Genomic DNA, 24,066 nt, shown 5'->3' with positions numbered 1-24,066 from the left:
GGCTATCGTCCCCAGTTCTACTTCCGCACCACCGACGTTACTGGTACCATCCAGCTGCCGGAAGGTGTCGAAATGGTGACCCCGGGTGACACCGTGACCATCCACACCACTCTCATTGCCCCCGTTGCAATGGAAAAGCAGCTCCGCTTCGCAATCCGCGAAGGTGGCCGTACCGTTGGTGCTGGTTCTGTAACCGAAATCATCAAGTAAGGAATTTACAATGGCTGGTGAACGCATTCGTATTCGCTTGAAGAGCTTCGATCATCGCATGATCGACCGCTCTGCTCAGGACATCGTGAATACAGCTAAGAACACTGGTGCCCGCATTGCTGGCCCCATCCCTCTCCCGACGAAGATTCAGAAGTATACGGTGCTCCGCTCTCCGCATATTGACAAGACTTCTCGTGAACAGTTCGAATCCCGTACGCACAAGCGTCTTATCGACATCCTTGATGCTACTCCGCAGACTGTAGATTCCCTCATGAAACTTGACTTGCCCGCAGGCGTTGAAGTCGAAATTAAGGTTTAATAACAATGAACGGTATTCTCGCAAAGAAATTGGGAATGACCCAGGTATTCACGGAACAGGGCGAATGCGTTCCTGTTACGGTTCTCGAAGCCGGTCCGTGCGTGGTCGTTTCCCACAAGACAGAAGAGAAGGATGGCTATACTGCTGTCCAGATCGGCTTTGGTCTCAAGAAGGAACAGCGTGCCAATAAGGCAGAAATCGGCCATTTCAAGAAGGCTGACGTTGCTGTTCGTGAACACCTCGCTGAATTTGATGTCGCTGATCTCGAATCCTGGCCGGTTGGCAAGGAATTTGGTGCTGCTGATTTCGCTGACGTTAAGGTTGTCAACGTTTCCGGCATCTCTAAGGGTCACGGCTTCTCTGGTACCATCAAGCGCCACAACTTCCACAGCGGTCCTCGTTCCCACGGTACTCACAATATGCGTGAACCGGGTGGTACTTCCGCTCACTCCTATCCGGGCCGTGTTTTCCCGGGTAAGCGCATGGCTGGTCAGTTCGGTAACAAGAAGGTTACCGTTAAGCACCTCCAGGTCGTTAAGGTTGATGGCGACCGCAACCTGATCTTCGTCCGTGGCGCAGTCCCCGGTGCTAAGAACAGCATTATCGTGGTGAGGAAAGACTAATGGCTAATGCAAAGCTCTTCGCCGCTACTGGCGATTTTAAGAATGATATTCAGCTCCCGGCAATGTTCGACGTGGAAGTCAACAAGGTTTGCATGTACTTGCATATCAAGGCTATCCTGAACAACAACCGTCAGGGCACTGCTCAGACCAAGAACAAGTCCGCCGTTAGCGGTGGTGGTCAGAAGCCGTGGAAGCAGAAGGGTACCGGCCGCGCTCGTTCCGGTCAGAACACCTCTGCAGTTTGGGTTCGTGGTGCTAAGGCTCACGGTCCGAAGTCTCACGACTACTTCGAAAAGGTCAACAAGAAGGTTAAGAAGATCGCTTTCCACTCTGCTCTCTCTGCTAAGGCAGCTGAAGGCAAGGTGATGGTGTTCGAAGCTCTCAGCTTCGCAGCTCCCAAGACCAAGGATCTCCTCTCCGTTCTCGCTAAGGCTGGTCTGGAACAGCGTAACGCTCTCTTCCTGGTTAGCGAAAAGGATCAGAACCTTTACCTGTCCTCCAACAATATCCCTTGGTGCCGTTGCGCTCGCGTAGCCGACGTTAACACCTACGATATCGTTCGTGCCAACAACGTTGTTATCTCTCAGGCTGCACTCGCAGAACTTGAAGGAGGCCGCTAATGGCTGAAATTCACGAAATCCTCGTTGCTCCGCACATTACCGAAGACGCTGCCAAGGTTATGGCTGCATCCAAGGATGTGAAGAAGTACGTTTTCAAGGTTGCCAAGTCTGCCACCAAGACCGAAATCAAGGAAGCTATCGAAAAGCGTTTCAACGTTTCTGTTGACTCCGTCAATACCTTGATCAACCGTGGTAAGATGAAGCGTGTCCGTATGGGCATGGTTGCTGGCAAGAAGTCCAACTGGAAGAAGGCCTACATTACTTTGAAGGCCGGTCAGTCCATCGCTGAGTTCGAAGGAGTATAATCATGGGTTTGAAGTCTTATCGCCCGCTTACCCCGACGCTTCGTTACAAGCAGATTGGTGACCGCAAGGAAATCACTGCTGACAAGCCGTACAAGCCGCTTACCAAGGGTATCAAGCGTAGCTCTGGCCGTAACAACGCCGGTGAAATCACTTCCCGCCGTCGCGGTGGTGGTCACAAGAAACTGTATCGTCTCATCGATTTCAAGCGTCAGTTCGCAGGTGTCTCCTGCGTCGTCGAAACTATCGAATACGATCCGAACCGCACTGCTCGCATCGCTCTCGTCAAGTACGAAAACGGCAAGCGCTGCTACATCATCGCACCTGCAGACGTTAAGGTCGGTGACGTTCTGAATTCTGGCGAAGGTGCCGAATTCCGCGTTGGTAATGCTCTTCCCATCCGCGAAATTCCGCTGAACACCATTATCCACAACATCGAAATGAAGCCGGGCAAGGGTGCCCAGATTGCTCGTTCCGCTGGTGCCGGTGCAGAACTGGTTGCCAAGGATGGCAAGCTGTGCCAGGTCCGTCTGCCGAGTGGCGAAGTTCGCTACATTCCGGAAGACTGCCTCGCTACCGTTGGTCAGGTTTCCAATATCGATCACATGAATGAATCCTCGGGTTCTGCAGGCCGCTCTCGCTGGCTCGGCATTCGCCCGTCTGTCCGCGGTGTCGTTATGAACCCGGTCGATCACCCCCTTGGTGGTGGTGAAGGTCGTACCTCTGGTGGTCGTCATCCCTGCTCTCCTTGGGGTAAGAACTCTAAGGGTGCAAAAACTCGTAACAATAAGCGTACCGATCGTTTCATCGTTCGTCGTCGTCAGAAGAGGGCCTAATTCATGTCTAGATCCCTTAAGAAAGGTGCGTTCGTGGATTCCCACGTTCTCGTCAAAGCTCAGGCCATGGCCGGTTCCGACAAGAAACAGGCTATCAAGACCTGGTCCCGTCGTTCTACCATCATCCCCGATATGGTCGGACTTACTTTCTCCGTGTACAACGGTAAGCAGTTCATTCCTGTCTATGTAACCGAAAACATGGTCGGTCACAAGCTGGGTGAATTCTCCCTGACCCGTACTTTCAAGGGTCACCGCAAGACTGAAACTGTCGGAGGCAAGAAATAATGCAAGCTGTAGCTAAAGTGAAAAACGTCCGTTACGGTGTCCGCAAGCTGCGTCGCGTTGTCGACCTGGTTCGCGGCAAGTCCGTTGCAGAAGCATTCGCAATGCTCTCTATCCTCCACACGCAGACCAAGGGCGCTCCCCTGGTTGAAAATGCACTGAAGTCCGCTGTTGCTAACTTCAAGCAGAAGTCCGCTTCCGCTGTTGCAGCAGAAGAACTGGTCATCAAGACCATCACTGCTGACGGTGCAACCATCATGAAGCGCATCCATCCGCGTTCCCAGGGCCGTGCTTTCCGTATCGAAAAGCCGCTCTCTCACATCACAGTCGTTGTGGCCAACAAGGAGTAATTAAAATGGGTCAGAAAACTCATCCGAATGGTCTTCGTCTTGGCGTCATCCGCGGCTGGGAATCCAAGTGGTATGCCGAAGACAAGTTTGCAGATCTTCTTTATGAAGATATCATGCTCCGTCGCTACTTGATGAAGCGCTTCGAACATGCTTCCCTGTCCAAGGTTGGCATCGAACGTACCGTCAAGAAGGTGAATGTTAACCTCTTTACTGCCCGTCCGGGTATCGTGATCGGCCGTAAGGGCGAAGAATTGGAGAAGCTGAAGGGCGAACTCCAGTTGATCACCGGTAAAGAAATCTATATTAACGTCCAGGAAATCAAGCGTCCGGAAACTGACGCTAAGCTGGTTGCCGAAAATATCGCTCGTCAGCTCGAAAAGCGTATTTCCTTCCGCCGCGCTATGAAGCGCGCCATCCAGTCCGCTATGCGTATGGGTGTGGAAGGTATCAAGGTGCAGTGCGGTGGCCGTCTCGGCGGTGCTGAAATTGCTCGCGTTGAAAAGTATGCTGAAGGTCGCGTGCCTCTGCACACTCTGCGCGCTGACATCGATTACGCAACTGCGATTGCCAAGACCGTTTATGGTGCCATCGGTATTAAGGTGTGGATCATGCACGGTGAAAAGATTGGTAAGGACGTCATGTCTGACAACAAGAGAGAGAAGTAATTATGCTGAGTCCTAAAAGAACATTACATCGTAAGCAGATGAAAGGCCGTATGAAGGGTATCGCTTCTCGCGGTAACTCCATCGCCTTCGGCGAATTCGGCATTCAGGCTCTCGAAAAGTGCTGGCTGACTGCTCGCCAAATCGAAGCTGCTCGTATCGCCATGACCCGTAAGATCAAGCGCGGTGGCCGCGTTTGGATCCGCGTCTTCCCCGACAAGCCGATCACCCGCCATCCTGCAGAAGCTCGTATGGGTAAGGGTAAGGGCGCTGTCGAATTCTGGGCAGCCGTGATCCTCCCGGGCCGCATCATTTTCGAAATGGGTGGCGTCGAACGCGAACTGGCACTGGAAGCTCTCCACGTGGCAGCTCAGAAGCTCCCCCTCAAGTGCAAAATCATCGAAGAATCGGAGATCTAATGAAGGCACGTGAATTAAAGGAACTGGGTGTTGACCAGCTCAAGGAAAAGCTCGCTCAGTTGAATCTCGATTTGTTCAACTACCGCATGGCTGCAAAGCTTGGTAGCTTGGAAAAACCCTCTTTGATTCAGGCAACCCGCAAGGATATTGCTCGAGTCAAGACCATCCTCACCGAAAAGGCCAAGGCTTAAGCCAGGCAGGAGCAGGAAATGGATAGAAACCTTCGTAAGGTTAAGCAGGGCGTTGTCTCTTCCGACAAGATGGATAAGACCATCACGGTTGTGGTTGAAAACCGCAAGCGTCACCCGATGTACAACAAGATCATGACCACTACCAAGAAGCTCAAGGCTCACGATGAAAACAACGAAGCCCAGGAAGGCGACTTGGTAGAAATCATGGAAACTCGTCCCCTCTCTGCAACTAAGCGCTGGCGCTTGGTTCGCATTGTGGAAAAGAAGAAATAATCTTTTTGGAGTAAGGCGAATATGATTCAAGAAGAAACCAGACTCGTCGTGGCCGATAACAGTGGTGCCAAGGAAGTCGCCTGCATCCGTGTTTTGGGTGGCACAAACCGTCGCTATGCTAGCATCGGTGATGTCATCAAGGTAGCCGTTAAGGACGCTATCCCCCAGAGCAAGGTGAAGAAGGGTTCCGTGGCAGACGCAGTAGTCGTCCGCACTCGTAAGGAAATCGCACGTCCGGATGGAACTTTGATCCGTTTCTCCGACAATGCAGTGGTTCTCATCAATAAGGAAGGTGAACCGCGTGGAACCCGTATTTTTGGACCGGTGGCTCGTGAGCTCCGCGACAAGAAATACATGAAGATCATCTCCCTCGCACCTGAGGTTCTCTAATGGCTAACATCAAGAAGAATGATACCGTCAAGGTGATTTCCGGTGCCAACAAGGGCAAGACCGGCACCGTGATTAGCGTCAAGGCAGGCAAGGTGACCGTTAGCGGCGTTAACGTTTGCAAGCGTCACGAAAAGCCGAGCCAGACCAACCAGACCGGTGGCATCATCGAAAAGGAACTGCCGATCGACATTTCCAACGTGATGCTTCTCGAAGGCAACACTCCGGTACGTACTCGCATCGTTCGCGAAGCTGGCAAGAAGGCTGTTCGCGTGAGCGTTAAGTCCGGTAAGGCTCTGTGAGGATTACAATGAACCAGATGAAGCAATTTTATCTCGAAAAAGTCGTCCCGGCCTTGCAGCAGAAGTTTGCCTACAAGAACGTGATGATGATTCCCCGCCTCGAAAAGATCGTGATCAACATGGGTGTTGGCGCTGCTTCCCAGAACCGTAAGGTTCTCGACGAAGCTGTGGATACCCTGACTGCAATCACTGGTCAGAAGGCTATCGTTACCAACGCTAAGAAGGCTGTTGCTAACTTCCACCTCCGTGAAGGCATCGGTATCGGCGCTAAGGTCACTCTCCATGGCGAAAACATGTGGGACTTCCTCTACCGCTTTATCAACGTGAACCTGCCTCGTGTTCGTGACTTCCGTGGTCTCGCACGTCGTGGTTTCGATGGTATGGGTAACTTTACCCTCGGTATCAAGGAACAGACCATCTTTGTTGAAATCGACATCGACAAGATCTCTCGTACCTTCGGTATGGACATCTCCTTCGTTACCTCTGCAAAGACTGACGACGAAGGCCGTGCTCTCCTCGAAGAACTTGGACTCCCCTTCCGTAAGTAAGGTAATACCATGGCTAGCACAAGAATGATTGAAAAATGCAAGCGTACTCCGAAGTATACCGTTCGTGGGTACAACCGTTGCAAGCGTTGCGGTAGGCCGCACGCCTTTATGCGCCGCTTTGGCCTTTGCCGTATTTGCTTCCGCGAAATGGCCCTGGCCGGCGAAATCCCCGGTATCACTAAGTCGTCTTGGTAAGGAGAGTATACTCATGGCAATGACAGATCCTATCGCCGATATGCTCACCCGTATCCGCAATGCCTCTACGGCAAAGCTCCCCGTGGTGGACATTCCTGCCAGCAACCTGAAGCGTGAAATCGCTCGCGTTCTGCAGGAAAAAGGTTTCATTAAGAAGTTCGTCGTAGTTGAAGACGGTAAGCAGGGCATCCTCAAGGTCCTCCTCCGCTACACTAACGGTGAATCCGCAATCCAGGGCATCCAGCGCGTGTCTACCCCGGGTCTTCGTCACTACGTTGACGCAGCCAAGCTTCCGCGCGTTCGCAATGGCCTCGGCTTTGCTATCATCTCCACCTCTAAAGGCGTCATGACTGACCACGAAGCTCGCAAGGAAAATGTGGGCGGCGAAGTCATCGCAAAGGTTTGGTAAAGATGTCCCGTATCGGTAAAGCTATTATCAACGTCCCGGCAAACGTTAAGGTTGCCATCAATGGTCAGAACATCAAGGTTGAAGGTCCCCTCGGCAAGCTCGAAGCTGACGTTCACGAACTGATTGCTATCAAGTTCGAAAACAACCAGCTGTCCTTCACCCGTCCTGACGACCAGAAGTTCACCCGTGCAATTCACGGCACCACTCGCGCTCTCGTTGCCAACATGGTTGAAGGCGTGACCAAGGGTTTCGAAAAGGTTCTCGAAATCGTTGGCGTTGGCTATCGTGTTGAACAGAAGGGCAAGGACTTGAACCTCGTTCTCGGTTTCTCTCATCCGGTTATCTTCCAGGCACCGGAAGGCGTGGAACTGAAGGCTGTTGATCCCCTGAAGATTTCCATCAAGGGTATCGACAAGCAGAAGGTTGGCCAGGCTGCTGCTGAAATTCGCAAGTACCGCCGTCCTGAACCGTATAAGGGCAAGGGCATTAAGTACGCTGGCGAAATTGTCCGTCGCAAGCAGGGTAAGAAGACAGGTAAATAAGGGTAAACTATGACTGCAATTGCTAAGAAAAGAATCCAGTCCAGAATCGCACGCCACGCTCGCGTACGTAAGTCTGTTGTCGGAACTGCAGAATGCCCTCGTTTGGCTGTTCGCCGTTCTTTGTCTCACATGGTCGCCCAGATTATCGATGACGCAAACAACAAGTCTATTGCTCAGCTCACCACTACTTCCAAGGATTTCCAGGGCAAGTTCGGTGAAATGACAAAGACTGAACAGAGCAAGCAGCTCGGTCTTTTGATTGCTGAAATCGCCAAGTCCAAGGGCATTGAATCCGTGGTCTTTGACCGCGGCGGTTACATCTATCATGGTCGCGTTCAGGCCCTTGCAGAAGGTGCTCGTGAAGGCGGCCTGAAGTTCTAATGAGGTACACTTTGGAACGCGAAGCTCAAGTTTCTGAATTTGAAGACAAGGTTGTACACATCAACCGTTGCGCCAAGACCGTTAAGGGCGGTCGTCGTATGTCTTTCTCCGCTCTCGTTGTCGTTGGCAACAAGAATGGTAAGATTGGTGTAGGCCTCGGCAAGGCTAAGGAAGTTTCCGAAGCTATCCGTAAGGGTACCGAAGCTGCTAACCGTAACATCGTCGAAGTCCAGCTCCTGGACGGCACCATCCCTCATGACATCGAAGTCAAGAGCGGTGCAACCCGCATCCTCCTGATGCCGGCTGCTCCGGGTACTGGTGTTATCGCCGGTGCTGCTGCCCGTGCAGTTCTCGAACTCGCTGGCGTGCGCAACATTCTCACTAAGATTCACGGTTCTTCCAACCCCAGCACCGTCGTTCGCGCTTGCGTCGAAGGCCTCCTGGCTCAGAAGAACAAACAGGACTGCGCTGCACTGCGCGGTGCTAACGCCTAAGGGGTAATACAATGAAGAAAGTTCGTATTACTTTGATCAAGGGTATCGTCCGTCGCCTCCCGATGCATCGTGCAAACGTTGCTGCTCTCGGTCTGCGCAAGATTGGACAGTCTGTTGAACACAATTTGACCCCCTCCATCCAGGGCATGATCAATGCTGTGGCTGACATGGTAAAGGTCGAGGAGATCTAAGATGGAACTCAATACTCTCAATCCTGGCAAGGCCAAGGTCGTAAAGCGCAAGCGTATCGGCCGTGGTCCGGGTTCCGGTTGGGGCACCACTGCTGGCCGTGGTCAGAAGGGTGCTGGTGCTCGTAAGAGTGCTAAGGCCGGTCGTGTCGCTTTTGAAGGCGGCCAGATGCCTATTCACCGTCGTATCCCGAAGCGCGGCTTCAAGCACGCTGGTGTCGAATACCAGATCGTGAACCTGAAGAAGCTTGCTTCCTGCAGCGTCGTCGACTTCGATGCACAGTCTCTGTTCGATCAGGGCTTCATCCGTAACGTCGAACTGCCGGTCAAGGTCCTCGCTTTTGGTGCCATCGATAAGGCTATCAACGTAAAGGTTAACGCTATCAGCGAAAAGGCTAAGGCCCTCATTGAAGCTGCTGGCGGCAAAGTCGAGATCATCTAATGGAAGCTCTCAAGAAAGCTATTGATGCGTTCGTCAATGCCTTCAAGATTGAAGACCTGCGTAAGAAGTTGCTTTTTACGCTTGGTCTTTTGATCGTTTATCGTATTGGCGCTCACATCACCATCCCCGGAGTGAATTCTGCCGTTCTGGCGGAGTTCTTCCGTAATTCAAACAACTTGTTCGGTCTGTATGACTCCTTCACTGGCGGTGCTTTCGCTAAGGCCACAGTGTTTGCGTTGGGCATCATGCCGTACATCAGTGCGAGCATTATCATTCAGTTGATGGGCTCTGTTATTCCCGCCATCCAGATGTTACAGAAGGAAGGTCAGGAAGGACGCGCTAAGCTGAACCAGTATACTCGCTACTTCACGGTAGCCTTGGCTGCTCTGCAGGGATGGGGCATTTCTGTATGGCTTTCCTCCCTGAAGGTGACTACCGCTACTGGTGCTGGCGTGTCGGTCCTTGCGGACGACTTCGCTTCTGGCGCCGGTAACGTCGGCTTCCGTTTACTCGCTACCCTGACCTTCACTGCTGGTACGATCTTTGTGATGTACCTTGGTGAACAAATCACCTCTCATGGTGTGGGTAACGGTATTTCTCTTATTATTTTCGCCGGTATCGTCGGCGGCCTCCCGAGGGCCGTTATGGCTGAAGCGGAAATGTTGAAGGAAGGCATTCATCCCCTGGCATTCGAAGTAATGATCCTTGCCATCGTGGTCCTGATTGTCGGCTTCATCGTCTTCGTGGAACAGGCGACCCGTCGAATTCCTCTACAAAGTCCTCGCCGTACTGTCGGTAGTAAGGTCGTAGGTGGTCAGTCTAGCTATCTGCCTTTCAAGGTGAATACCGCTAACGTGATCCCCGTGATCTTCGCCTCTTGCATCATGTTCATTCCGGCAATGATTGCATCTTGGTTCCCGAACGTTACAGCGATGCAGAGCTTTGCATCTATGTTTATCCCCGGCCACATTTCTTACAGTGTGGTGGATGCACTCCTGATTATCTTCTTCACCTTCTTCTACACAGCAATTCAGTACAACCCGAATGATATTGCTGAAAATCTGAAGAGGTCTGGCGGATTTATCCCTGGTGTACGTCCGGGTAAGCAGACTGCAGAGTATATTGACCACGTTTTAACTCGAATTTCTCTGCCTGGGGCACTTTATCTCGCTTTTATTAGCGTTGTTCCCCTGCATTTGAAAAACGAACTCAATATGACTTTCTATATTGGGGGTACCTCGGTACTTATCGTGGTTGGTGTTGCACTTGATACACTTCGTCAGCTCGAAGCTCAGTTGCATACCAAAAATTATGAAGGTTTCTTGAAAAATGGCCGCATCCGCGGCAGGATGGCTAACTAGTGGCTAAAGAAGAAGGAATTCAAGTAGAAGGCGTTGTGTTGGAAGCCCTTCCCAACGCTTTCTTCCGCGTTCAACTCGGAAATGGTCACGAAATTCTGGCCCATGTTTCAGGAAAAATGCGTCGGCATTTCATTAGAATTTTGCCTGACGACAAAGTGTTGGTAGAAATTTCTCCCTACGATTTAAATCGTGGAAGAATCACTTACCGTTACAAGTAATAGGTATTTTCAAAGAAGGTCAAACCTATGAAAATCAAAGCCTCCATCAAACCCAGATGTGAAAACTGCAAGATCATCCGTCGTAAGGGTGTATTGCGCATCATCTGTTCGAAGAACCCCCGTCACAAGCAGAAGCAGGGATAAGGAGATCGTATGGCACGTATCGCTGGTGTCGATTTACCGAAAAACAAGACTGTTGAATATGGTCTGACGGCAATTTATGGTGTCGGTCTGTTCACCGCTCGTAAGGTCTGTGCTCAGTTGGGCATTGACAAAGACAAGAAGTGTGATGACCTGACTGAAGAAGAACAAGGTAAGGTTCGTCATCTCCTGGAAGACGAATACTCTGTGGAAGGTCAGCTTCGCGCAGAAGTTACCCTGAACATTAAGCGTTTGCAGGATATTGGTTGCTACCGTGGTATCCGCCACCGCAAGGGCCTCCCGGTCCGCGGTCAGCGTTCCCGCACCAATGCCCGTACTCGTAAGGGCCCGAAGAAAACTGTGGCTAACAAGAAGAAGTAAGGAGTCTCATCGTGGCTGAAGAAGTAATTAATGAAACTGCTGCCGCTGTAGAAGCTCCGGCTGCTGAAGAAGTCAAGGTTAAGAAGGGCAAGAAGCGTATTGACCTCCAGGGTATTGCCTGCGTGTTCGCTTCCTTCAACAATACAATCGTTTCTATCACCGACGCTCGCGGTAACGTTGTAGCTTGGGGCTCTCCCGGTAACTCCGGCTTCAAGGGCTCTCGTAAGAGCACTCCGTTCGCTGCTCAGCTGGCTGCTGAAGTTGCTGCTCACAAGGCATTCGACCTCGGTATGCGTAAGGTGGATGTCCGCGTCAAGGGCGCAGGTGGTGGTCGTGAATCCGCTGTCCGTGCTATCAAGAATGCGGGCCTCGAAGTTCTCTCTATTCGAGACGTGACGGGCGTTCCTCACAACGGTTGCCGTCCTAAAAAGAAGAGAAGAGTCTAATCTAAAGAGGTATCGCCAATGATGTGGAAATCACTTCAGATGCCGCGCAGCTTCCAGAAAGTGGAAACCGGCGAAGACGGCCGCTACGCTAAGTTTGTCGTAGAAGCCTTGGAACGTGGCTGGGGTATCACCCTCGGTAACGCTCTCCGTCGTACGCTCCTTTCCTCTCTGCAGGGTGCGGCTATTGTCTCCGTGAAAATCGAAGGCGTTGACAAGGAATTTTCGACGATTCCGGGTGTTAAGGAAGATGTCACTGACATTATCCTGAATCTTAAGAGCATCCGCGTTAAGCTCCTTTCCGACCACGACGAAACCCTTCGCCTGGATATGTCCGGCGACGGCGAAGTCACGGCTAAGGACTTCATGGACAATCCGAATGTCGCTATCCTGACTCCGGATGTTCATATCGCAACATTGAACGGTAACGCTTCGCTGTCTCTGGAAGTTAAGATTTCCAGCGGCCGTGGCTACGTCACTGCTGACGAATTGAAGGACAAGGACGCTCCGATCGGCGTAATCGCCATGGACGCCAACTTCAATCCGGTGCAGAAAGTAGCAATGCACATCAGCGATACCCGCGTTGGCCAGAAGACGGACTACAACCGTCTGGAACTTGAGATTACGACTGACGGTTCCATCGATCCGGAAGATGCTTTGGCTTATGCTGCAAAGCTCCTGGTCGATCACCTGGAAATCTTCATCAACTTCGAAGGCGATCTCGAATCTCCCGAAGAATTGGAGATGGACGAAGAACGTCAGCGTATCGCTCAGCTCCTGCGCACCCGCGTGGACGATCTGGAACTTTCCGTTCGCTCCAGCAACTGCCTCCGTATGGCAAACATCCATACCGTTGGCGAACTTGTGCGCAACAAGGAAAACGATATGCTCAAATACAAGAACTTCGGTCGTAAGTCCTTGGTTGAACTTAATGAAGTATTGACCTCCATGGGCCTCAGCTTTGGTATGGACGTCGATGACTACTTGAAGGATTAAAAATGAGACACGGTGTAAAAAACAAGAAACTCGGCGTTAACGCCCAGCACAAGCGTGCCATCCTCCGCGCTCTTACCACTTCCATTCTTGGAAAGGGTATGGAAGCCGAACAGGGCAACCGCTACGTGCGCACCACTCTCCACAAGGCTAAGCTCGTTCGTAGCTGCGTGGATCGCATGATCACTTATGCAAAGAAGGGTGACCTTTCTGCACGTCGTGAAGCTGCTCGCTTCGTGATGGACCCGAAGGTTCTCCAGGATTTGTTCAACACTATCGGCCCGCGCTATGCTTCCCGTAACGGTGGTTATACCCGTATCCTGAAGCTCGGCCCGAACCGTGCTGGTGACGCTGCTGAAATGGCTCTCGTCGGTCTCGTCGAAGACGAAATCGTCGTTAAGGCTAAGAAGTCTGCAGAACCTGCAAAGTCTGAAACCGTTAACATGGTTGAAGGCGAAGGCAAGTCCGTCTAATCGATCTTTTGCAATCGGTTTAAAGAGCCCAGTCCTATGACTGGGCTTTTTTATTTTTACCCATAACTCCGGCTGCTTTATTTTTGTATTTTTCGTTCAACATGCCGAAAATTATTTCACTTATTTTGCTTTGCATTCTTTCTGCTTTTGCAGAGACATCAATGCTTAGTTCTTCGTTGTCCACTTCTAGTAAGGGTGCGCCTTCCCGTAGCACAGTTTCTCTTCAGCCGGCCTTTGCCGAAGTTCAGGTGGATTCTGCTTATGTTCTTGGACCGGGTGATTTTTTGGACTTGATGCTTGAAGACAAGTATCTCACCGTTCAAATTTATCCGGATGGTTCCGTGGCTATCGAGGAATGCGGTTCGGTCAATATTGGTGGAAAAACCCTGTCCGAGGCCCAGACCTTGATTCTTGATCTTGTGGCTAAACGTTATAACCGCGAATATTGTTTTGTCCAGCTTTCCGCTCTCAAGAAGTTCCGTGTGAATGTGATGGGTGCCGTAACGACAATCGGTCAGCAGGTGGTTGAACCTCAGACCAGGTTGAGCTTTTTCATTAGACAGGTTGGCGGTGTTCTTCCCAATGCCAACAAGGAAGATATCTGGGTCCTGCGTGGTAACGATACCCTGCATGTGAACTATAATGCAATGTCTTCGTCGGGTGATTTCGAACAGGATGTCATGCTGGAACAGGGGGACAAGATTTATGTTCCCTTTGTCGCTATGGGCGATAACATTGCGCTGATTTTCCCGGGGTATCGTACTAGTGTGGCCTTCCAGGAAGGAAGGACTTTGCAGGATTACTTTGAGCTTGCCGGCGGTACCCGTATGCATAACCTAGGTTACAAGGCGGTCTGTGTCCGCGAACCTGGAAAGGCTCCCCGCTGGATTACCCTTTCTGAAATGAAGCTGACCCAGATTGCGCCCAATACCGAAGTGGAATTTTCTGTGCAGGAAATGCTGGTCTATGTGGGTGGTGCCGTAAATGCCATTGGCCGTTATCCGTATAATCCCAGCTGGCATGCGCTGGATTATGCCGCCGCTGCCGGTATCAACACCATTGCCGGTTCCTGGAACCAGATTAGGGTGTGGCGTGGTAACAAGCCGACGGCCCTTACCCTGAGCGTCACTGAAGATCAGATTCTTCCGGGCGACTATATCGAAATTCCTAAAAGCCATTACGAATCTTTTAAGGATTTCACCTTGTTCCTGGCCTCGCTGCTATCGGTGGTTTCGTCTACATTTATCATATACATGAGTTACAAGTAGTATGGTTACTGAAAATCAGAAAGACATGACTTTATTGGAATGTGTGCTGAAGATGGTCAATAGCTGCCTTTCGCACAAGTTCCTGTTTATGGTTACGCTTTGGCTTCCTGTGTTGGTAGCTTTTGTATTGGTGATGTGGGTTATCAAGCCTGAATATTCTGCCGAGGCTGTCGTAACTCCGCCTAACGGTTCTGGAACTTCTGCCGGAAGCCTCAGCAAGTTGCTGGATGGTGCCGGTGGTCTGTCTTCTATGTCTTCCCTGCTGGGAGGGGGTGATGACGGCAAGAACATAGTCTGGACTTATTTTAATTCGTGGGAACTGCACAACAAGGTTATCGAGAAGTTCAACCTGGCAGACCATTACGAATTTGACGGGAACTTTCATGCAGACTTGCTGAAACTTTTCCGCAAGAAGTTTTCTCTGGAAGAAAACGACGAAGAAATGTTCCACGTGACTTTTGTCGACGAGGACCATAAGCTTGCCGCAGACATTTTGAGTTTCATGCTGGCCAACGTGGACTCCATGTACAATTCCTTCAAGACGACTCAGGCCCGTCAGTCTAGGCTGTATATGAACCAGCGTCTTGAAGAAGTGATGGTCAGGTTGGATTCACTGGAAAGGGAATTTGTGAATTTCCAGCAGAAGAACCATGTGTATGATCCTGAAGTGCAAGTTGAAGGTACAATGAAGTATCTGGCTAGCCTGCAGACTGATTACAATGTGGTGTCTCTTGCGCTTGATAAGGAACGCGTAGAGCATGGCGAAAATACCAAGCTTTACCGCGAACTGAATGAACGTGTCAAGAAGGTGGAAAACACCAGAAACCAGGCCCTCGGTGGAAGGCAGAGCAATATCGGTGTGCTTTCTCTGAGCAAGGTTCCCGGGCTGGCTGCCGAATATACCAGAATGGAAAAGGAAATCAGGATGCAGGGGGCGATTTATACTTTCTTGAAGCAGGAAAGCGAACGTCTCTATATCGAAGAGAGCAACCTGATGTCTAATCTGATTGTGTTGTTGCCGCCTTGGGATAACGACAAGAAGATTCGACCGCTGCGTGGTGTTACCCTGGTGTTCGTATTCTCTCTCAGCTTTATCCTGGCTGTTTCCCTCTGCTGCTTTATTGAATATTGCCGCAGCGTGGATCCTGAATCTAGCCTGGGCAAGGAAATCAGCAAGTTCTCTCGCAAGATTAGATTTAAGTAGTCGCGAAACGGTTTTCTGGTGGAAGCTTATTACGTTTCAATCGCCTGTGCCTTATCGGCAATTCTCTGCATTGTGTATGTGGGGGCCCTGAAAAGGGATTTTTTCCACCCGACCGTTTTCTATGTCTTTTGCCAATGCGTCACGTTGGGAATCTCGTACCTGAAGATTTCCCCGTCCATGAGCGATTTCAAGATTGTTACCTGGTTTGCCTGGCTCGGTGCCATGGCTGCGTTTATCCTTGGTTCCATGGCCTATTACTTGATAAAGCCGGAAACGGTCGAGTTGGAAAAGAGCCGGACCATGGAAGTGGGGCGGGAATACAACTGGAAATTGCACTTTGTCTTCTCGCTGATTTTTGTGGCCATTTTTGCTGTGGGTGCGTTCCTTGTATCTCGAGCTATGGGCGGAATGTACCTTATGAGCGTGGGGCAGAAGACTTTAAGGAGTAGCGTTCAGGCGTCGGCCTTTGCCAATGTCAGCTTTGCCAGTTCCCCCTTTGTGGTGGTGACGCTGATGGTCGCCTCCTTCAAGTCTATCAATCCCTATAAGTGTATCAGGATTGCTTCATTCATTCTGGCGATTTGTGTCATTATATTATCTGTATGCGTGTACCCTGGACGTAATGCCCTATTCCTGTGCCTGGGCTCTTCCTTTATTCTTTTTCACTATCTAAAGAAACGCATACCGACCAAGGCGATTATCATGGTGATCGTCCTTGCCATCTCATCTTTCGTGGCGGTAGGTCTTGTCCGTTCGCAGTATGGAAGTTCCTCGCTGGAAGGGATGGGCTTGAAGTACGTGATGACCTTGCCCTATAATTACATTGCCAATAACTATTGGAATCTTGATTATGCGGCAAATCCCCCTAACGATAGGGAAATACATCCGTATACTTACGGCCTGGACATGGCGGGTGCCCTTGTGGAATATACGGGAGCGCCGGGTGGCTTTAGGTCGTCTTACGGGTGGGATGACGTCTTCAATGACCGCATCATGAAACAGCGCGGCTACAATACTGTTAGCTACTTGTGGGAAGTCTACAAGAACTTTGGAATTGCAGGCTGTATATTCTTCCCGTTTTTCGTTTCGTTCCTGATGTCGTTCCTTTATGAACGCATGAAGGTTTGCTGTCGCCCCCAGATGTTCGTACTGATGGCCCTGTCCATCTACCATGTGGGTTGGAGTTTCTTTGTAGGTGGCTTTAAGCTGGGCCATGTCTGGCTCTGGGTCTACCTTATCGCATTTATGCATTTCGCCTGCAAGAGAAGGCGCAGGCCGGCTGTTGCACAAACGGCTGAGCTAGATTCGCTTGAGCTTGCTAAGAATTAGGTTCTTGCAGGAATGGCGTTCGTCGGCGTTAAGGCCGAATATCCATGTGGCACCGATGACTGCTGTTGCCGATATGGCAGAAAGCACGACAAAGCGTACGACGCCCTGAACGGGGATTTCTGCGCTGGCGAGGGAGATGCCGCCTGCCACTGACGAAACCAGGATGATGGGCCAGATGACCTTACCCAGATATCGTTTGAGGGGCAGGTGGATTTTGTCTTGCATGTAGGCGGCGCGCCAGAAGAGTACCACGAGGTTGATGGCGAAGCGCACCACGAAAACGTAGACCGGCGAGTAGTTCAGGTAAAGGACCAGCACACAGAGGGGAATGTTCAGGAAGGTGATTGCTGTTTCGATGATGTAGTAGTTGCGGACCTTTCCTGTGGCGAGAATGGACATCCATTGGGGACCGGCGATGGAATCGGTCAAAACAAAGAGGATCATCCACTTGACGAAGGACGTGGCGTATTCGGGCACTTCTACAAGCCAGATGCTGAAGATGAAATCGATGTTCAGCAGCAGCGGTGCCGCGAAGATGAACATCAGGAAATAGGAAAATTTCGAGACCCGTATGACCAGGGTGGAAAGGGATTCGAATTCTCCGTTTGAGTACTGCTTGACAATTTGGGGATTGCTTGCCGTCTGGAAACTGGCGACCAGCTGGTTCGTTGCCTCGGCGACACGGTTGGCGATTCCCATGGCGGCATTCAGGGTAACGCCGTGGAAAATGTTCAGGATGAAGTTGATGCCCTGGGATTTGCAGATGGAGGTGACGCCGCCAAAGGTACACCACCCGGAGAAGGAGGCCATTTCCCTGAAGAGCCGCCTGTCGCGCTCAAAGCTGTATCTGCAATGCTGGCTGAAGTTTCGCTTGCAGTAGACGGCGTAGGATAATTGCACGATGACGCAGACGGCGAAGGCCAGCGCCGCATAGGCGAGGAGCTTGTCGGCGTTGATGATGACCAGCATGTAGACGATGACCAATCTTAGCAGGGCGTTGACGATGCTGATGCCTGCGATAAAGGACATTTTCTCGTTTGCGATGATCAGCGCGTTGTAGGGGATGAAGACAATGCCCAGAAGGGTGCTGCCGATGGAAAACTGGTAGACAATGTTTGCGATTCCGATTCGGCCTTCGGGAATGTTCAAGTTATGGTTCAAGAAGTAAAGGCCCACGGTTTCTGCCAAGATCAGCAGGACCAGCGAGATTCCCACATGGATGTTCATGGCTGCCGAGAAGACTTTTGAAACCCTTTCAAGGTCTTTTTGGCCCAGGGCGAAATTCAGGTAGCGCTGGGTGGCCAGGGTCATGGAGGCAATCAGGAACGAGAAGGCGGCGGCGATGCTTCCGACAATTTCAAAGATTCCGAAGTCCGATACGCCCAGGTACTTGAGTACGATTCTTGACGTATAGAGGGAGACGACCAGGGTGAACGCCATCCTTATGTAAAGGAAGAGGGTGTTCTTGGCGATGCGTCGGTTTACTTGTGACGGCATAGGATTCTTCTCTGGATGGACAGCTTAATTTTAAAAAGGTAAAGTACCGAGAACAGCCTTGCCTGACAGAGGCTGAGTTTAAGCAGGTCCTTCTTGCTGAAACATTCTCGGTTGAATCGCCTCAGTGCCTTTTGGCAGACATCCAGGTTGATAAATTCCAGGAAGTTCTTTCGGGTGGCGAAATAGGAATCCCGATTCTGCGGGTTGATGTAATACTGGATCAGGGAGGCCCATATGATTCTCGCGAAATCCGTGTAGACCCAGGATGTGTAAGTCTCGGTGGGGATGCCGTAGGCTTCGGCGATGGGGAGTTGCTGCAGGTACAGCTCACTGTTGGCGAGAATGGATCCGAAATCCTTTCGGACGGCCTGGGAAAGGGAACTTTCCGATTCGCGATAGTGGTAGAAGGGGCGTGCCAGGTAAGATATTCTTGGACGTTTGCAAAGGGCGTTCAGGAAGAACATCCTGTCTTCGCCAAGAGAGATTCCCGACCTGAATTTTAAATCATTTTTCTTTAAAAAATCAGCTCTGTAAAATTTGCAGCAAACACCAATAATGATTCCGCAGTGGAGCGGATTTGTCTGTACCGCATTTTTGATCAGTTCGACCAGGTTCTCGCCTTCGAAATGGCCGATGTCTTTGGGGAATGCCTTGAAGTTCTGTTCCGAAGTGGCCGTGTTTCGATAGTTTTCGAAGATGGTAATGTCGGAATTTTGGGCTACGGCGTAGTTGTATAAACTTTCCAGTGTGTCGGTATCGAACCAGTCGTCGGAATCGAGGAATACGATGTAGTCGCCGGTTGCGTTCTGGATGCCGAGATTGCGGGCTTCCGAGACGCCCTTGTGGTCTTGTTTTAGAAACTTGACGCGGGTGTCGGCGGCGTAGCTGTTGCAAAGCTGGATGCAGGGGGCGACAGTTTCGTCTTTCGATGTGGAGCCGTCATCGATGATGATCAGCTCGATGTCCCTTAGCGTCTGCCCTAACAGGCTCTCGATACACTGCTTGAAAAAATCGGGAGGCGTGTTGTAGGACGGCGTGATGATACTGACTTTGGGCATGATTTTTTTTATATTCGCTAGGGTTCTCAGTAATTTAAAAAATTAATCCACCAGAAGAATAACAGGCATGGCATCCAACGAAAGAAATTACGGAATTGATTCACTGCGCATTGTTTCGATGTTCATGATTGTCATGTTGCATGTGCTGGGGGCCGGGGGCATCCTGGCCAAATCCGCCTGGGGAACCGCCCACTATTTTGCCGCCTGGGGTGTGGAAAATCTGATCCTCTGCGCGGTAAACTGCTACGCCCTCATATCGGGATTTGTCGGGGTTTATTCGAAGTTCAAGCTGAAGAATATTGTGTCGCTCTGGTTCCAGGTGGAATTCTATTCGCTGGGAATCGCGGTTGCGCTTTACTTGCTTGCTCCGGGCGTTTTCGGGACTGGCGATCTGGTAAAGTCGGCGTTGCCGGTGCTTTTTGAACGTTACTGGTATTTTTCGGCCTATTTCTGCATGTTCTTCTTTATGCCGTTCATGAACCGTTTTGTGCTGGAGGCGCCTAAGGATCTGCAGAAGAAATTCCTGGCCCTGTGCTTTGTGTTGTTGGCAGTCTTGCCCACGATTGTCGATGAGGATGTATTCCATTCCATGAACGGTTACAGTGCGCTGTGGCTTGCCGTGATGTATATCCTGGGGGCTTATATGCGCCATCATGGGGCTTGGCTTGGCAAGAGCAAGTTGTTCTGCGTGAGTGTCTTTGCGGTTGCCGTGGGCTGCAATCTGCTGGCGAAATATGGGCTGGCCTTTTTGTCGATTCGCCTGACGGGTTCCGAGAGCATTCACACCAATGTGCTGCTGGAATACACGTCCCCTACGATTATCGTGGCTTCGGTAATGCTTTTGATCCTGTTTTCCAGAATTAAATGGGGGGCCTGCGGGGTCGCTGTCGTAAAAGTTCTTGCGCCCCTGACTTTTGGGGTTTACCTGATTCATATGCAGCCCATGGTTTGGCAGTATCTGGGCGAGGCTCCCTTTTCCTGGATTTTGGAACAGCCGGTATACAAAGCTACCCTTTTATTTATAGGTTTGGTTGTCGGCATCTATGTATCTTGTTCTGCAATTGAATTTATTCGTAGAACGTTCTTTAAAATTTTGAGGGTTTCTACCCTAGAAAATCTGGTTTCCGAAAAGATTTCCGCCCTGTGTCGCCGATTGCTCGCCTTTTTTTAGGTCAGACGCATTTTTTCGTAGACAAAAACTCCCTTTGTAACGATAAATTGGTTGTAAAGGGTTAAGTGGTTGTTTTGATTTTTTCTAACTTTGGGTGCAAAATTGCGAGAGTGGCGGAATTGGCAGACGCGCCAGACTTAGGATCTGGTACCTCGGTGTGTGGGTTCGACTCCCACCCCTCGCACGTCTTTAACATCTAACAACCGATAAGAAATCGATTTTCGGAGTTCATAATGACAGTTGAAATCAAAGAAACCAGCGCCACCAAGCGCACCCTCGAAATTACCATTCCGCAGGCCGACCTCAAGGCTCCCTTCGAAAAGAAGGTGAATCAGTACAAGAAGCAGGTTACCCTGAAGGGTTTCCGCCAGGGCCAGGTTCCCAAGGCTATGATCCTGAAGCAGTTCGGTGAATCCATCCGCCACGAAGTTGTGGATGAAACCATCAACAAGATCGTCCAGGATGAACTGAAGAAGGCAAACATCATTCCCGTTGGCCAGATGAAGGTTGTTGATTTCAAGGATGACAAGGAAAACGACATCGCACTTAAGGTGGAAGTCGAAATGGATCCGGTCATCGACATCAAGGGCTATGCTGACACCGGCATCACCGTTCCCGCCATTGCTGTAAGCCAGGAAGAAATCGACAACGAATACAACCGTCTCATGCAGATGTGGAGCAAGGACGAACACGTCGATCGCGAAGCAAAGTCTGGTGACGTTGTCGTTGGCAACTATGTTGAAGTCATCATCGACGGCGAAAAGCAGGATCTGCCGGAAAACAAGGAATTCCGTTCTCTCCTCGGCGAATCCGCTTCTCCGGGATTCGATGCAGGTCTCGTCGGTGCCAAGGCTGGCGAAGCTAAGGAAGTCAACTTCCAGTATCCGGAAGACCACAAGGACGAACGCTATCGCGGTAAGACCGCTCAGTTCAAGGTCGAAATTACCGACGTTCGCGAAATCGTTCCTCCCACCATGGACGAAGCCTTCTTTGAACAGGTTGGCGTCAAGGACGTTGAAGACCTGAAGAAGAACCTGGCCGAAGGTATCGAAAACCAGAAGAAGGACGCTGCCAAGAACAAGGCTATCAACGAAGCTATCGACAAGATTATCGAAGCTAACCCGTTCGAAGTTCCCGAAGCTCGCGTCTACGACCTGATCCGCTGGTCCATGAACCGTAACGCCCAGAGCGAAAAGGATGTTGTGGAACCCACCGAAGAACAGATCAAGGCTCTCTCTCCGGAAGCTGTCCGCGAAATCAAGAAGCACCGCATTCTGGACTTCGTCGCTACTGCTGAAAAGATCCGCCCGGCCCAGGCTGACGTCGACGCACGTCTCCAGGTCATGGCAAACGCATATCACGTGGACTTCGAATCCCTGAAGAACCACTTCCGTCAGTCCGGCCGCATCAACGGTCTCCGCGACGAACTCCGCGTCCAGATGGCCGCTGACTTCATCGTCGGTATCCGCCCCGCTGCCGAAGAAAACAAGTAAGAGGTAAACTCATAATGATCATTCCTACCGTCATCGAGACCACCGGACGCGGTGAACGCGCCTACGATATCTATTCCCGTCTTCTTAAGGAACGCATTATCTTTTTGGGAACTCCCATTAACGATGAAGTAGCCAACAATGTGATGGCCCAGCTGATCTTCCTTGAATACGAGAATCCGGAAAAGGATATCACGCTGTACATCAACAGCCCGGGTGGTTACGTGTCGGCAGGTTTGGCCATTTATGATACCATGCAGCATGTTCGTCCGAACATCGCTACAATCTGTATTGGTAGTTGCGCCTCTATGGCTGCTGTGCTGCTGGCTGCAGGAACCAAGGGCAAGCGTTATGCTCTCCCTCATTCCCGCATCATGCTGCATCAGCCTTCTGGCGCTGCCACCGGTCAGTCTACCGATATCCAGATCACTGCCAAGGAAATTGTCCGCACTAAGGATACTCTGGCAGAAATTGTCGCCAAGCATACTGGCAAGGCTATCGACGAAGTCCGCGAAAAGACCGACCGTGACTTCTACATGAGTCCTGAAGAAGCCAAGGCATTTGGCGTTATTGACGAAATTTTTGTGCCGCGTAAAGAGGGATTTTAATGTATCGTAGCGGGAAGAACCATCCGACGGTGAATTGCAGTTTTTGTGGCAAGCCGGCGGAACAAGTCGAGAAGATGATTACAGGCGCAGGCGTCCACATTTGTAGTGACTGCGTTTCCATGTGCCATCGTATTATCGAAGAGGATCGTACCCGCAGAGCGCAGGAAACCGCAACTGCTGAACTGACTGCAAAGCCTCTTCCGCATCCGTCCGAGATCAAGGCTCACCTGGATGAGTTTGTTATTGGTCAGGACCAGGCCAAGATGGCTTTGTCTGTAGCGGTCTACAACCATTACAAGCGTTTGCGTTACAAGGCTACGAATACCGACAAGAACGCTGTAGAAGTTGAAAAGTCCAACTTGCTTCTGGTGGGCCCCACCGGTTCCGGTAAGACTTTGCTGGCCCAGACGCTGGCCCGCTTCCTGGATGTTCCTTTTACCATTGCTGACGCTACCGTGCTGACTGAAGCTGGTTACGTGGGCGAAGATGTGGAAAACATCATCGTTCGCCTTTTGCAGGCTGCCGAATATGACGTGGCCAAGGCCGAACGTGGCATTATCTTTGTGGACGAAATCGATAAGATCGCCCGCAAGTCTGCCAATCCGTCTATTACCCGCGACGTGAGCGGTGAAGGCGTGCAGCAGGGGCTTCTGAAGATTCTCGAAGGTACCGTGGCTGCTGTTCCTCCTAAAGGTGGACGTAAGCATCCCGAGCAGGCCCTGGTGCAGGTGAATACCCGCAATATCCTGTTCATTTGCGGTGGCGCCTTTGAATCTCTGGACAAGATTATCGCCCGTCGCGTAAACAAGGGCGGCATGGGTTTCGGTGCCGATATCCGCAGCTCCGAAGAAAATACCCTCAGCGAATTGTTCAAGGTGATGGAACCTGATGACTTGATCAAGTTCGGTTTGATTCCTGAAATCGTTGGACGTTTGCCCATCGCTGTCGCTCTTGAAGAACTTGACGAAGCCGCATTGCTGAACATTCTGACTGAACCCAAGAACGCCTTGGTAAAGCAGTACAAGAAGTTGTTCGCAATGGACGACATCGAGCTGGACTTTGAACCGGAAGCCCTGAAGGAAATTGTCCGCGAAACTATCGTTCGAAAGACTGGTGCCCGCGGCCTCCGTTCCGTTATGGAAAAGACCTTGCAGCGTTACATGTTTACCATGCCGGGTTCTGGCGAGAGCAAGCTTGTAGTGACTGCCGAAATGGTCCGTCAGGCTTTGGACAATGTGGTTCCTGCTGACGAAACTGCGGCGGCTCCCAAACGTACTCGTAAGAAGTCCGTATAACTCTTCGATTAATGGGTTGCACTTGATTGTGTGCGGCCCATACCCTGTGGGACTTACCCGCAAGCCTATTTTTTGGATGGTCCTTCTTCGGAATGCGACCTCCATTTTTTTATTTTTGGATGACTCAGGATTTTCGTTTCGAATTCCTGCACTGGAGATTT

The 24,066-nt window shown here is 50.9% G+C and carries 38 protein-coding genes, 1 tRNA gene and 1 pseudogene; 37 read left to right on the top strand and 3 right to left on the bottom strand.

The window, feature by feature from the left end; genetic code table 11:
* From tuf to rplQ, 29 genes and pseudogenes are all read left to right on the top strand, one after another.
* Positions 1 to 210, top strand: a pseudogene (gene tuf, locus BUB38_RS07565) (elongation factor Tu); the annotation flags it as partial.
* 10 nt (positions 211 to 220) lie between these two features.
* The gene (gene rpsJ / locus BUB38_RS07560; protein ID WP_014546117.1) at positions 221 to 529 is read left to right on the top strand and encodes a 30S ribosomal protein S10; all 309 of its coding nucleotides are present in this window, start codon (positions 221 to 223) and stop codon (positions 527 to 529) included.
* Positions 530 to 534: 5 nt separating this feature from the next.
* Positions 535 to 1,152: a 50S ribosomal protein L3 gene (gene rplC / locus BUB38_RS07555; protein ID WP_073159181.1), complete on the top strand. Its 618-nt coding sequence runs from the start codon at positions 535 to 537 to the stop codon at positions 1,150 to 1,152.
* On the top strand, positions 1,152 to 1,772 hold the full coding sequence (gene rplD, locus BUB38_RS07550; RefSeq protein ID WP_073159179.1) for a 50S ribosomal protein L4: 621 nt from the start codon (positions 1,152 to 1,154) through the stop codon (positions 1,770 to 1,772). The genes rplC and rplD overlap by 1 nt, the downstream gene beginning before the upstream one ends.
* Positions 1,772 to 2,077, top strand: a complete 306-nt coding sequence (rplW, locus tag BUB38_RS07545) for a 50S ribosomal protein L23 (RefSeq protein ID WP_073159177.1) — start codon at positions 1,772 to 1,774, stop codon at positions 2,075 to 2,077. The genes rplD and rplW overlap by 1 nt, the downstream gene beginning before the upstream one ends.
* Positions 2,078 to 2,079: 2 nt before the next feature.
* Positions 2,080 to 2,910, top strand: coding sequence for a 50S ribosomal protein L2 (gene rplB / locus BUB38_RS07540; protein ID WP_073159175.1), 831 nt, complete (start codon positions 2,080 to 2,082; stop codon positions 2,908 to 2,910).
* A gap of 3 nt (positions 2,911 to 2,913) precedes the next feature.
* Positions 2,914 to 3,195 carry a 30S ribosomal protein S19 gene (gene rpsS / locus BUB38_RS07535; RefSeq protein ID WP_073159173.1) on the top strand — a complete coding sequence of 94 codons (282 nt, stop codon included), beginning with the start codon at positions 2,914 to 2,916 and terminating at the stop codon, positions 3,193 to 3,195.
* A 17-nt stretch (positions 3,196 to 3,212) separates the two neighbouring features.
* Entirely contained in the window at positions 3,213 to 3,542 is a 330-nt protein-coding gene (gene rplV / locus BUB38_RS07530) for a 50S ribosomal protein L22 (protein ID WP_254794902.1), read from the top strand.
* Positions 3,543 to 3,547: 5 nt separating this feature from the next.
* Positions 3,548 to 4,207 (top strand): 30S ribosomal protein S3, encoded by a 660-nt coding sequence (gene rpsC / locus BUB38_RS07525; protein ID WP_073159169.1) that lies wholly within the window; start codon positions 3,548 to 3,550, stop codon positions 4,205 to 4,207.
* A 2-nt stretch (positions 4,208 to 4,209) separates the two neighbouring features.
* Complete coding sequence (rplP, locus tag BUB38_RS07520) at positions 4,210 to 4,623, top strand: 50S ribosomal protein L16 (RefSeq protein WP_073159167.1); 414 nt, start codon at positions 4,210 to 4,212, stop codon at positions 4,621 to 4,623.
* A complete protein-coding gene (gene rpmC / locus BUB38_RS07515) occupies positions 4,623 to 4,814 on the top strand; it encodes a 50S ribosomal protein L29 (RefSeq protein WP_073159165.1) in 192 nt (63 codons plus the stop codon). Before rplP ends, rpmC begins: the two co-directional genes overlap by 1 nt.
* 18 nt (positions 4,815 to 4,832) lie before the next feature.
* Positions 4,833 to 5,087 (top strand): 30S ribosomal protein S17, encoded by a 255-nt coding sequence (gene rpsQ, locus BUB38_RS07510; RefSeq protein ID WP_073159163.1) that lies wholly within the window; start codon positions 4,833 to 4,835, stop codon positions 5,085 to 5,087.
* Positions 5,088 to 5,108: 21 nt separating this feature from the next.
* Entirely contained in the window at positions 5,109 to 5,477 is a 369-nt protein-coding gene (gene rplN, locus BUB38_RS07505) for a 50S ribosomal protein L14 (RefSeq protein WP_073159161.1), read from the top strand.
* Positions 5,477 to 5,776 carry a 50S ribosomal protein L24 gene (rplX, locus tag BUB38_RS07500; protein WP_073159159.1) on the top strand — a complete coding sequence of 100 codons (300 nt, stop codon included), beginning with the start codon at positions 5,477 to 5,479 and terminating at the stop codon, positions 5,774 to 5,776. The genes rplN and rplX overlap by 1 nt, the downstream gene beginning before the upstream one ends.
* Positions 5,777 to 5,784: 8 nt before the next feature.
* A complete protein-coding gene (gene rplE / locus BUB38_RS07495; protein ID WP_073159157.1) occupies positions 5,785 to 6,324 on the top strand; it encodes a 50S ribosomal protein L5 in 540 nt (179 codons plus the stop codon).
* 9 nt (positions 6,325 to 6,333) lie between these two features.
* Positions 6,334 to 6,519, top strand: coding sequence for a type Z 30S ribosomal protein S14 (locus BUB38_RS07490; RefSeq protein ID WP_072799949.1), 186 nt, complete (start codon positions 6,334 to 6,336; stop codon positions 6,517 to 6,519).
* 13 nt (positions 6,520 to 6,532) lie between these two features.
* Positions 6,533 to 6,928, top strand: a complete 396-nt coding sequence (rpsH, locus tag BUB38_RS07485) for a 30S ribosomal protein S8 (protein ID WP_073159155.1) — start codon at positions 6,533 to 6,535, stop codon at positions 6,926 to 6,928.
* Between the two features lie 2 nt (positions 6,929 to 6,930).
* The gene (gene rplF, locus BUB38_RS07480; protein WP_073159153.1) at positions 6,931 to 7,470 is read left to right on the top strand and encodes a 50S ribosomal protein L6; all 540 of its coding nucleotides are present in this window, start codon (positions 6,931 to 6,933) and stop codon (positions 7,468 to 7,470) included.
* A gap of 9 nt (positions 7,471 to 7,479) precedes the next feature.
* Positions 7,480 to 7,851, top strand: coding sequence for a 50S ribosomal protein L18 (gene rplR, locus BUB38_RS07475; protein WP_073159151.1), 372 nt, complete (start codon positions 7,480 to 7,482; stop codon positions 7,849 to 7,851).
* Positions 7,851 to 8,345 carry a 30S ribosomal protein S5 gene (rpsE, locus tag BUB38_RS07470; RefSeq protein ID WP_073159149.1) on the top strand — a complete coding sequence of 165 codons (495 nt, stop codon included), beginning with the start codon at positions 7,851 to 7,853 and terminating at the stop codon, positions 8,343 to 8,345. Before rplR ends, rpsE begins: the two co-directional genes overlap by 1 nt.
* Positions 8,346 to 8,356: 11 nt before the next feature.
* On the top strand, positions 8,357 to 8,536 hold the full coding sequence (gene rpmD / locus BUB38_RS07465) for a 50S ribosomal protein L30 (RefSeq protein ID WP_073159148.1): 180 nt from the start codon (positions 8,357 to 8,359) through the stop codon (positions 8,534 to 8,536).
* A gap of 1 nt (position 8,537) precedes the next feature.
* Positions 8,538 to 8,975, top strand: a complete 438-nt coding sequence (gene rplO, locus BUB38_RS07460; RefSeq protein ID WP_073159146.1) for a 50S ribosomal protein L15 — start codon at positions 8,538 to 8,540, stop codon at positions 8,973 to 8,975.
* Positions 8,975 to 10,336 carry a preprotein translocase subunit SecY gene (gene secY, locus BUB38_RS07455; RefSeq protein WP_073159144.1) on the top strand — a complete coding sequence of 454 codons (1,362 nt, stop codon included), beginning with the start codon at positions 8,975 to 8,977 and terminating at the stop codon, positions 10,334 to 10,336. Before rplO ends, secY begins: the two co-directional genes overlap by 1 nt.
* Positions 10,336 to 10,554 carry a translation initiation factor IF-1 gene (infA, locus tag BUB38_RS07450; RefSeq protein WP_014546098.1) on the top strand — a complete coding sequence of 73 codons (219 nt, stop codon included), beginning with the start codon at positions 10,336 to 10,338 and terminating at the stop codon, positions 10,552 to 10,554. The genes secY and infA overlap by 1 nt, the downstream gene beginning before the upstream one ends.
* A gap of 27 nt (positions 10,555 to 10,581) precedes the next feature.
* The gene (rpmJ, locus tag BUB38_RS07445; RefSeq protein WP_014546097.1) at positions 10,582 to 10,698 is read left to right on the top strand and encodes a 50S ribosomal protein L36; all 117 of its coding nucleotides are present in this window, start codon (positions 10,582 to 10,584) and stop codon (positions 10,696 to 10,698) included.
* A gap of 9 nt (positions 10,699 to 10,707) precedes the next feature.
* On the top strand, positions 10,708 to 11,076 hold the full coding sequence (rpsM, locus tag BUB38_RS07440; RefSeq protein ID WP_073159142.1) for a 30S ribosomal protein S13: 369 nt from the start codon (positions 10,708 to 10,710) through the stop codon (positions 11,074 to 11,076).
* Between the two features lie 26 nt (positions 11,077 to 11,102).
* Positions 11,103 to 11,522 (top strand): 30S ribosomal protein S11, encoded by a 420-nt coding sequence (rpsK, locus tag BUB38_RS07435; protein WP_073159201.1) that lies wholly within the window; start codon positions 11,103 to 11,105, stop codon positions 11,520 to 11,522.
* Positions 11,523 to 11,540: 18 nt separating this feature from the next.
* On the top strand, positions 11,541 to 12,515 hold the full coding sequence (locus tag BUB38_RS07430; RefSeq protein WP_073159140.1) for a DNA-directed RNA polymerase subunit alpha: 975 nt from the start codon (positions 11,541 to 11,543) through the stop codon (positions 12,513 to 12,515).
* 2 nt (positions 12,516 to 12,517) lie between these two features.
* Complete coding sequence (rplQ, locus tag BUB38_RS07425; protein WP_073159138.1) at positions 12,518 to 12,985, top strand: 50S ribosomal protein L17; 468 nt, start codon at positions 12,518 to 12,520, stop codon at positions 12,983 to 12,985.
* Between the two features lie 34 nt (positions 12,986 to 13,019).
* Here the strand turns inward: rplQ and BUB38_RS16755 are convergent, their stop codons facing one another.
* A complete protein-coding gene (locus BUB38_RS16755) occupies positions 13,020 to 13,169 on the bottom strand; it encodes a hypothetical protein (protein ID WP_249269449.1) in 150 nt (49 codons plus the stop codon).
* On the opposite strand from BUB38_RS16755, the gene BUB38_RS07420 reads away from it, so the two are divergent.
* The 3 genes from BUB38_RS07420 to BUB38_RS07410 are packed head-to-tail and all read left to right on the top strand — an operon-like array spanning position 13,147 to position 16,786.
* Positions 13,147 to 14,253: a polysaccharide biosynthesis/export family protein gene (locus BUB38_RS07420; protein WP_249269450.1), complete on the top strand. Its 1,107-nt coding sequence runs from the start codon at positions 13,147 to 13,149 to the stop codon at positions 14,251 to 14,253. The genes BUB38_RS16755 and BUB38_RS07420 overlap by 23 nt on opposite strands.
* Position 14,254: 1 nt before the next feature.
* The gene (locus BUB38_RS07415; protein ID WP_073159134.1) at positions 14,255 to 15,457 is read left to right on the top strand and encodes a GumC domain-containing protein; all 1,203 of its coding nucleotides are present in this window, start codon (positions 14,255 to 14,257) and stop codon (positions 15,455 to 15,457) included.
* An 18-nt stretch (positions 15,458 to 15,475) separates the two neighbouring features.
* Complete coding sequence (locus BUB38_RS07410; protein WP_073159132.1) at positions 15,476 to 16,786, top strand: O-antigen polymerase; 1,311 nt, start codon at positions 15,476 to 15,478, stop codon at positions 16,784 to 16,786.
* On the opposite strand, the gene BUB38_RS07405 is transcribed toward BUB38_RS07410, so the two are convergent.
* A complete protein-coding gene (locus BUB38_RS07405) occupies positions 16,757 to 18,283 on the bottom strand; it encodes a lipopolysaccharide biosynthesis protein (RefSeq protein ID WP_073159130.1) in 1,527 nt (508 codons plus the stop codon). The genes BUB38_RS07410 and BUB38_RS07405 overlap by 30 nt on opposite strands.
* The gene (locus tag BUB38_RS07400; protein ID WP_073159128.1) at positions 18,268 to 19,341 is read right to left on the bottom strand and encodes a glycosyltransferase family 2 protein; all 1,074 of its coding nucleotides are present in this window, start codon (positions 19,339 to 19,341) and stop codon (positions 18,268 to 18,270) included. Before BUB38_RS07400 ends, BUB38_RS07405 begins: the two co-directional genes overlap by 16 nt.
* Positions 19,342 to 19,408: 67 nt before the next feature.
* On the opposite strand from BUB38_RS07400, the gene BUB38_RS07395 reads away from it, so the two are divergent.
* From BUB38_RS07395 to clpX, 5 genes are all read left to right on the top strand, one after another.
* Positions 19,409 to 20,512 (top strand): acyltransferase family protein, encoded by a 1,104-nt coding sequence (locus BUB38_RS07395; RefSeq protein ID WP_073159126.1) that lies wholly within the window; start codon positions 19,409 to 19,411, stop codon positions 20,510 to 20,512.
* Positions 20,513 to 20,616: 104 nt separating this feature from the next.
* A tRNA-Leu gene (locus tag BUB38_RS07390) sits at positions 20,617 to 20,696 on the top strand.
* 49 nt (positions 20,697 to 20,745) lie between these two features.
* The gene (gene tig / locus BUB38_RS07385; RefSeq protein ID WP_073159124.1) at positions 20,746 to 22,005 is read left to right on the top strand and encodes a trigger factor; all 1,260 of its coding nucleotides are present in this window, start codon (positions 20,746 to 20,748) and stop codon (positions 22,003 to 22,005) included.
* A gap of 14 nt (positions 22,006 to 22,019) precedes the next feature.
* The gene (locus BUB38_RS07380) at positions 22,020 to 22,610 is read left to right on the top strand and encodes an ATP-dependent Clp protease proteolytic subunit (protein WP_073159122.1); all 591 of its coding nucleotides are present in this window, start codon (positions 22,020 to 22,022) and stop codon (positions 22,608 to 22,610) included.
* Positions 22,610 to 23,905 carry an ATP-dependent Clp protease ATP-binding subunit ClpX gene (clpX, locus tag BUB38_RS07375; RefSeq protein WP_073159120.1) on the top strand — a complete coding sequence of 432 codons (1,296 nt, stop codon included), beginning with the start codon at positions 22,610 to 22,612 and terminating at the stop codon, positions 23,903 to 23,905. Before BUB38_RS07380 ends, clpX begins: the two co-directional genes overlap by 1 nt.
* Positions 23,906 to 24,066: the final 161 nt, after the last annotated feature.

The sequence above is a fragment of the Fibrobacter sp. UWH5 genome (genome assembly GCF_900142505.1).
Classification (GTDB): Bacteria; Fibrobacterota; Fibrobacteria; order Fibrobacterales; family Fibrobacteraceae; genus Fibrobacter.
This window is presented reverse-complemented; position numbering and strand designations above follow the sequence as displayed.

What these genes read in the sequence shown, in the direction of transcription:
- rpsJ (WP_014546117.1), top strand. Translation starts at nt 221, where the DNA reads ATGGCTGGTGAACGCATTCGTATTCGCTTGAAGAGCTTCGATCATCGC.
- rplC (WP_073159181.1), top strand. Translation starts at nt 535, where the DNA reads ATGAACGGTATTCTCGCAAAGAAATTGGGAATGACCCAGGTATTCACG.
- rplD (WP_073159179.1), top strand. Translation starts at nt 1,152, where the DNA reads ATGGCTAATGCAAAGCTCTTCGCCGCTACTGGCGATTTTAAGAATGAT.
- rplW (WP_073159177.1), top strand. Translation starts at nt 1,772, where the DNA reads ATGGCTGAAATTCACGAAATCCTCGTTGCTCCGCACATTACCGAAGAC.
- rplB (WP_073159175.1), top strand. Translation starts at nt 2,080, where the DNA reads ATGGGTTTGAAGTCTTATCGCCCGCTTACCCCGACGCTTCGTTACAAG.
- rpsS (WP_073159173.1), top strand. Translation starts at nt 2,914, where the DNA reads ATGTCTAGATCCCTTAAGAAAGGTGCGTTCGTGGATTCCCACGTTCTC.
- rpsC (WP_073159169.1), top strand. Translation starts at nt 3,548, where the DNA reads ATGGGTCAGAAAACTCATCCGAATGGTCTTCGTCTTGGCGTCATCCGC.
- rplP (WP_073159167.1), top strand. Translation starts at nt 4,210, where the DNA reads ATGCTGAGTCCTAAAAGAACATTACATCGTAAGCAGATGAAAGGCCGT.
- rpmC (WP_073159165.1), top strand. Translation starts at nt 4,623, where the DNA reads ATGAAGGCACGTGAATTAAAGGAACTGGGTGTTGACCAGCTCAAGGAA.
- rpsQ (WP_073159163.1), top strand. Translation starts at nt 4,833, where the DNA reads ATGGATAGAAACCTTCGTAAGGTTAAGCAGGGCGTTGTCTCTTCCGAC.
- rplN (WP_073159161.1), top strand. Translation starts at nt 5,109, where the DNA reads ATGATTCAAGAAGAAACCAGACTCGTCGTGGCCGATAACAGTGGTGCC.
- rplX (WP_073159159.1), top strand. Translation starts at nt 5,477, where the DNA reads ATGGCTAACATCAAGAAGAATGATACCGTCAAGGTGATTTCCGGTGCC.
- rplE (WP_073159157.1), top strand. Translation starts at nt 5,785, where the DNA reads ATGAACCAGATGAAGCAATTTTATCTCGAAAAAGTCGTCCCGGCCTTG.
- BUB38_RS07490 (WP_072799949.1), top strand. Translation starts at nt 6,334, where the DNA reads ATGGCTAGCACAAGAATGATTGAAAAATGCAAGCGTACTCCGAAGTAT.
- rpsH (WP_073159155.1), top strand. Translation starts at nt 6,533, where the DNA reads ATGGCAATGACAGATCCTATCGCCGATATGCTCACCCGTATCCGCAAT.
- rplF (WP_073159153.1), top strand. Translation starts at nt 6,931, where the DNA reads ATGTCCCGTATCGGTAAAGCTATTATCAACGTCCCGGCAAACGTTAAG.
- rplR (WP_073159151.1), top strand. Translation starts at nt 7,480, where the DNA reads ATGACTGCAATTGCTAAGAAAAGAATCCAGTCCAGAATCGCACGCCAC.
- rpsE (WP_073159149.1), top strand. Translation starts at nt 7,851, where the DNA reads ATGAGGTACACTTTGGAACGCGAAGCTCAAGTTTCTGAATTTGAAGAC.
- rpmD (WP_073159148.1), top strand. Translation starts at nt 8,357, where the DNA reads ATGAAGAAAGTTCGTATTACTTTGATCAAGGGTATCGTCCGTCGCCTC.
- rplO (WP_073159146.1), top strand. Translation starts at nt 8,538, where the DNA reads ATGGAACTCAATACTCTCAATCCTGGCAAGGCCAAGGTCGTAAAGCGC.
- secY (WP_073159144.1), top strand. Translation starts at nt 8,975, where the DNA reads ATGGAAGCTCTCAAGAAAGCTATTGATGCGTTCGTCAATGCCTTCAAG.
- rpmJ (WP_014546097.1), top strand. Translation starts at nt 10,582, where the DNA reads ATGAAAATCAAAGCCTCCATCAAACCCAGATGTGAAAACTGCAAGATC.
- rpsM (WP_073159142.1), top strand. Translation starts at nt 10,708, where the DNA reads ATGGCACGTATCGCTGGTGTCGATTTACCGAAAAACAAGACTGTTGAA.
- BUB38_RS07430 (WP_073159140.1), top strand. Translation starts at nt 11,541, where the DNA reads ATGATGTGGAAATCACTTCAGATGCCGCGCAGCTTCCAGAAAGTGGAA.
- rplQ (WP_073159138.1), top strand. Translation starts at nt 12,518, where the DNA reads ATGAGACACGGTGTAAAAAACAAGAAACTCGGCGTTAACGCCCAGCAC.
- BUB38_RS07420 (WP_249269450.1), top strand. Translation starts at nt 13,147, where the DNA reads ATGCTTAGTTCTTCGTTGTCCACTTCTAGTAAGGGTGCGCCTTCCCGT.
- BUB38_RS07415 (WP_073159134.1), top strand. Translation starts at nt 14,255, where the DNA reads ATGGTTACTGAAAATCAGAAAGACATGACTTTATTGGAATGTGTGCTG.
- BUB38_RS07405 (WP_073159130.1), bottom strand. Translation starts at nt 18,283, where the DNA reads ATGCCGTCACAAGTAAACCGACGCATCGCCAAGAACACCCTCTTCCTT.
- BUB38_RS07400 (WP_073159128.1), bottom strand. Translation starts at nt 19,341, where the DNA reads ATGCCCAAAGTCAGTATCATCACGCCGTCCTACAACACGCCTCCCGAT.
- BUB38_RS07395 (WP_073159126.1), top strand. Translation starts at nt 19,409, where the DNA reads ATGGCATCCAACGAAAGAAATTACGGAATTGATTCACTGCGCATTGTT.
- tig (WP_073159124.1), top strand. Translation starts at nt 20,746, where the DNA reads ATGACAGTTGAAATCAAAGAAACCAGCGCCACCAAGCGCACCCTCGAA.
- BUB38_RS07380 (WP_073159122.1), top strand. Translation starts at nt 22,020, where the DNA reads ATGATCATTCCTACCGTCATCGAGACCACCGGACGCGGTGAACGCGCC.
- clpX (WP_073159120.1), top strand. Translation starts at nt 22,610, where the DNA reads ATGTATCGTAGCGGGAAGAACCATCCGACGGTGAATTGCAGTTTTTGT.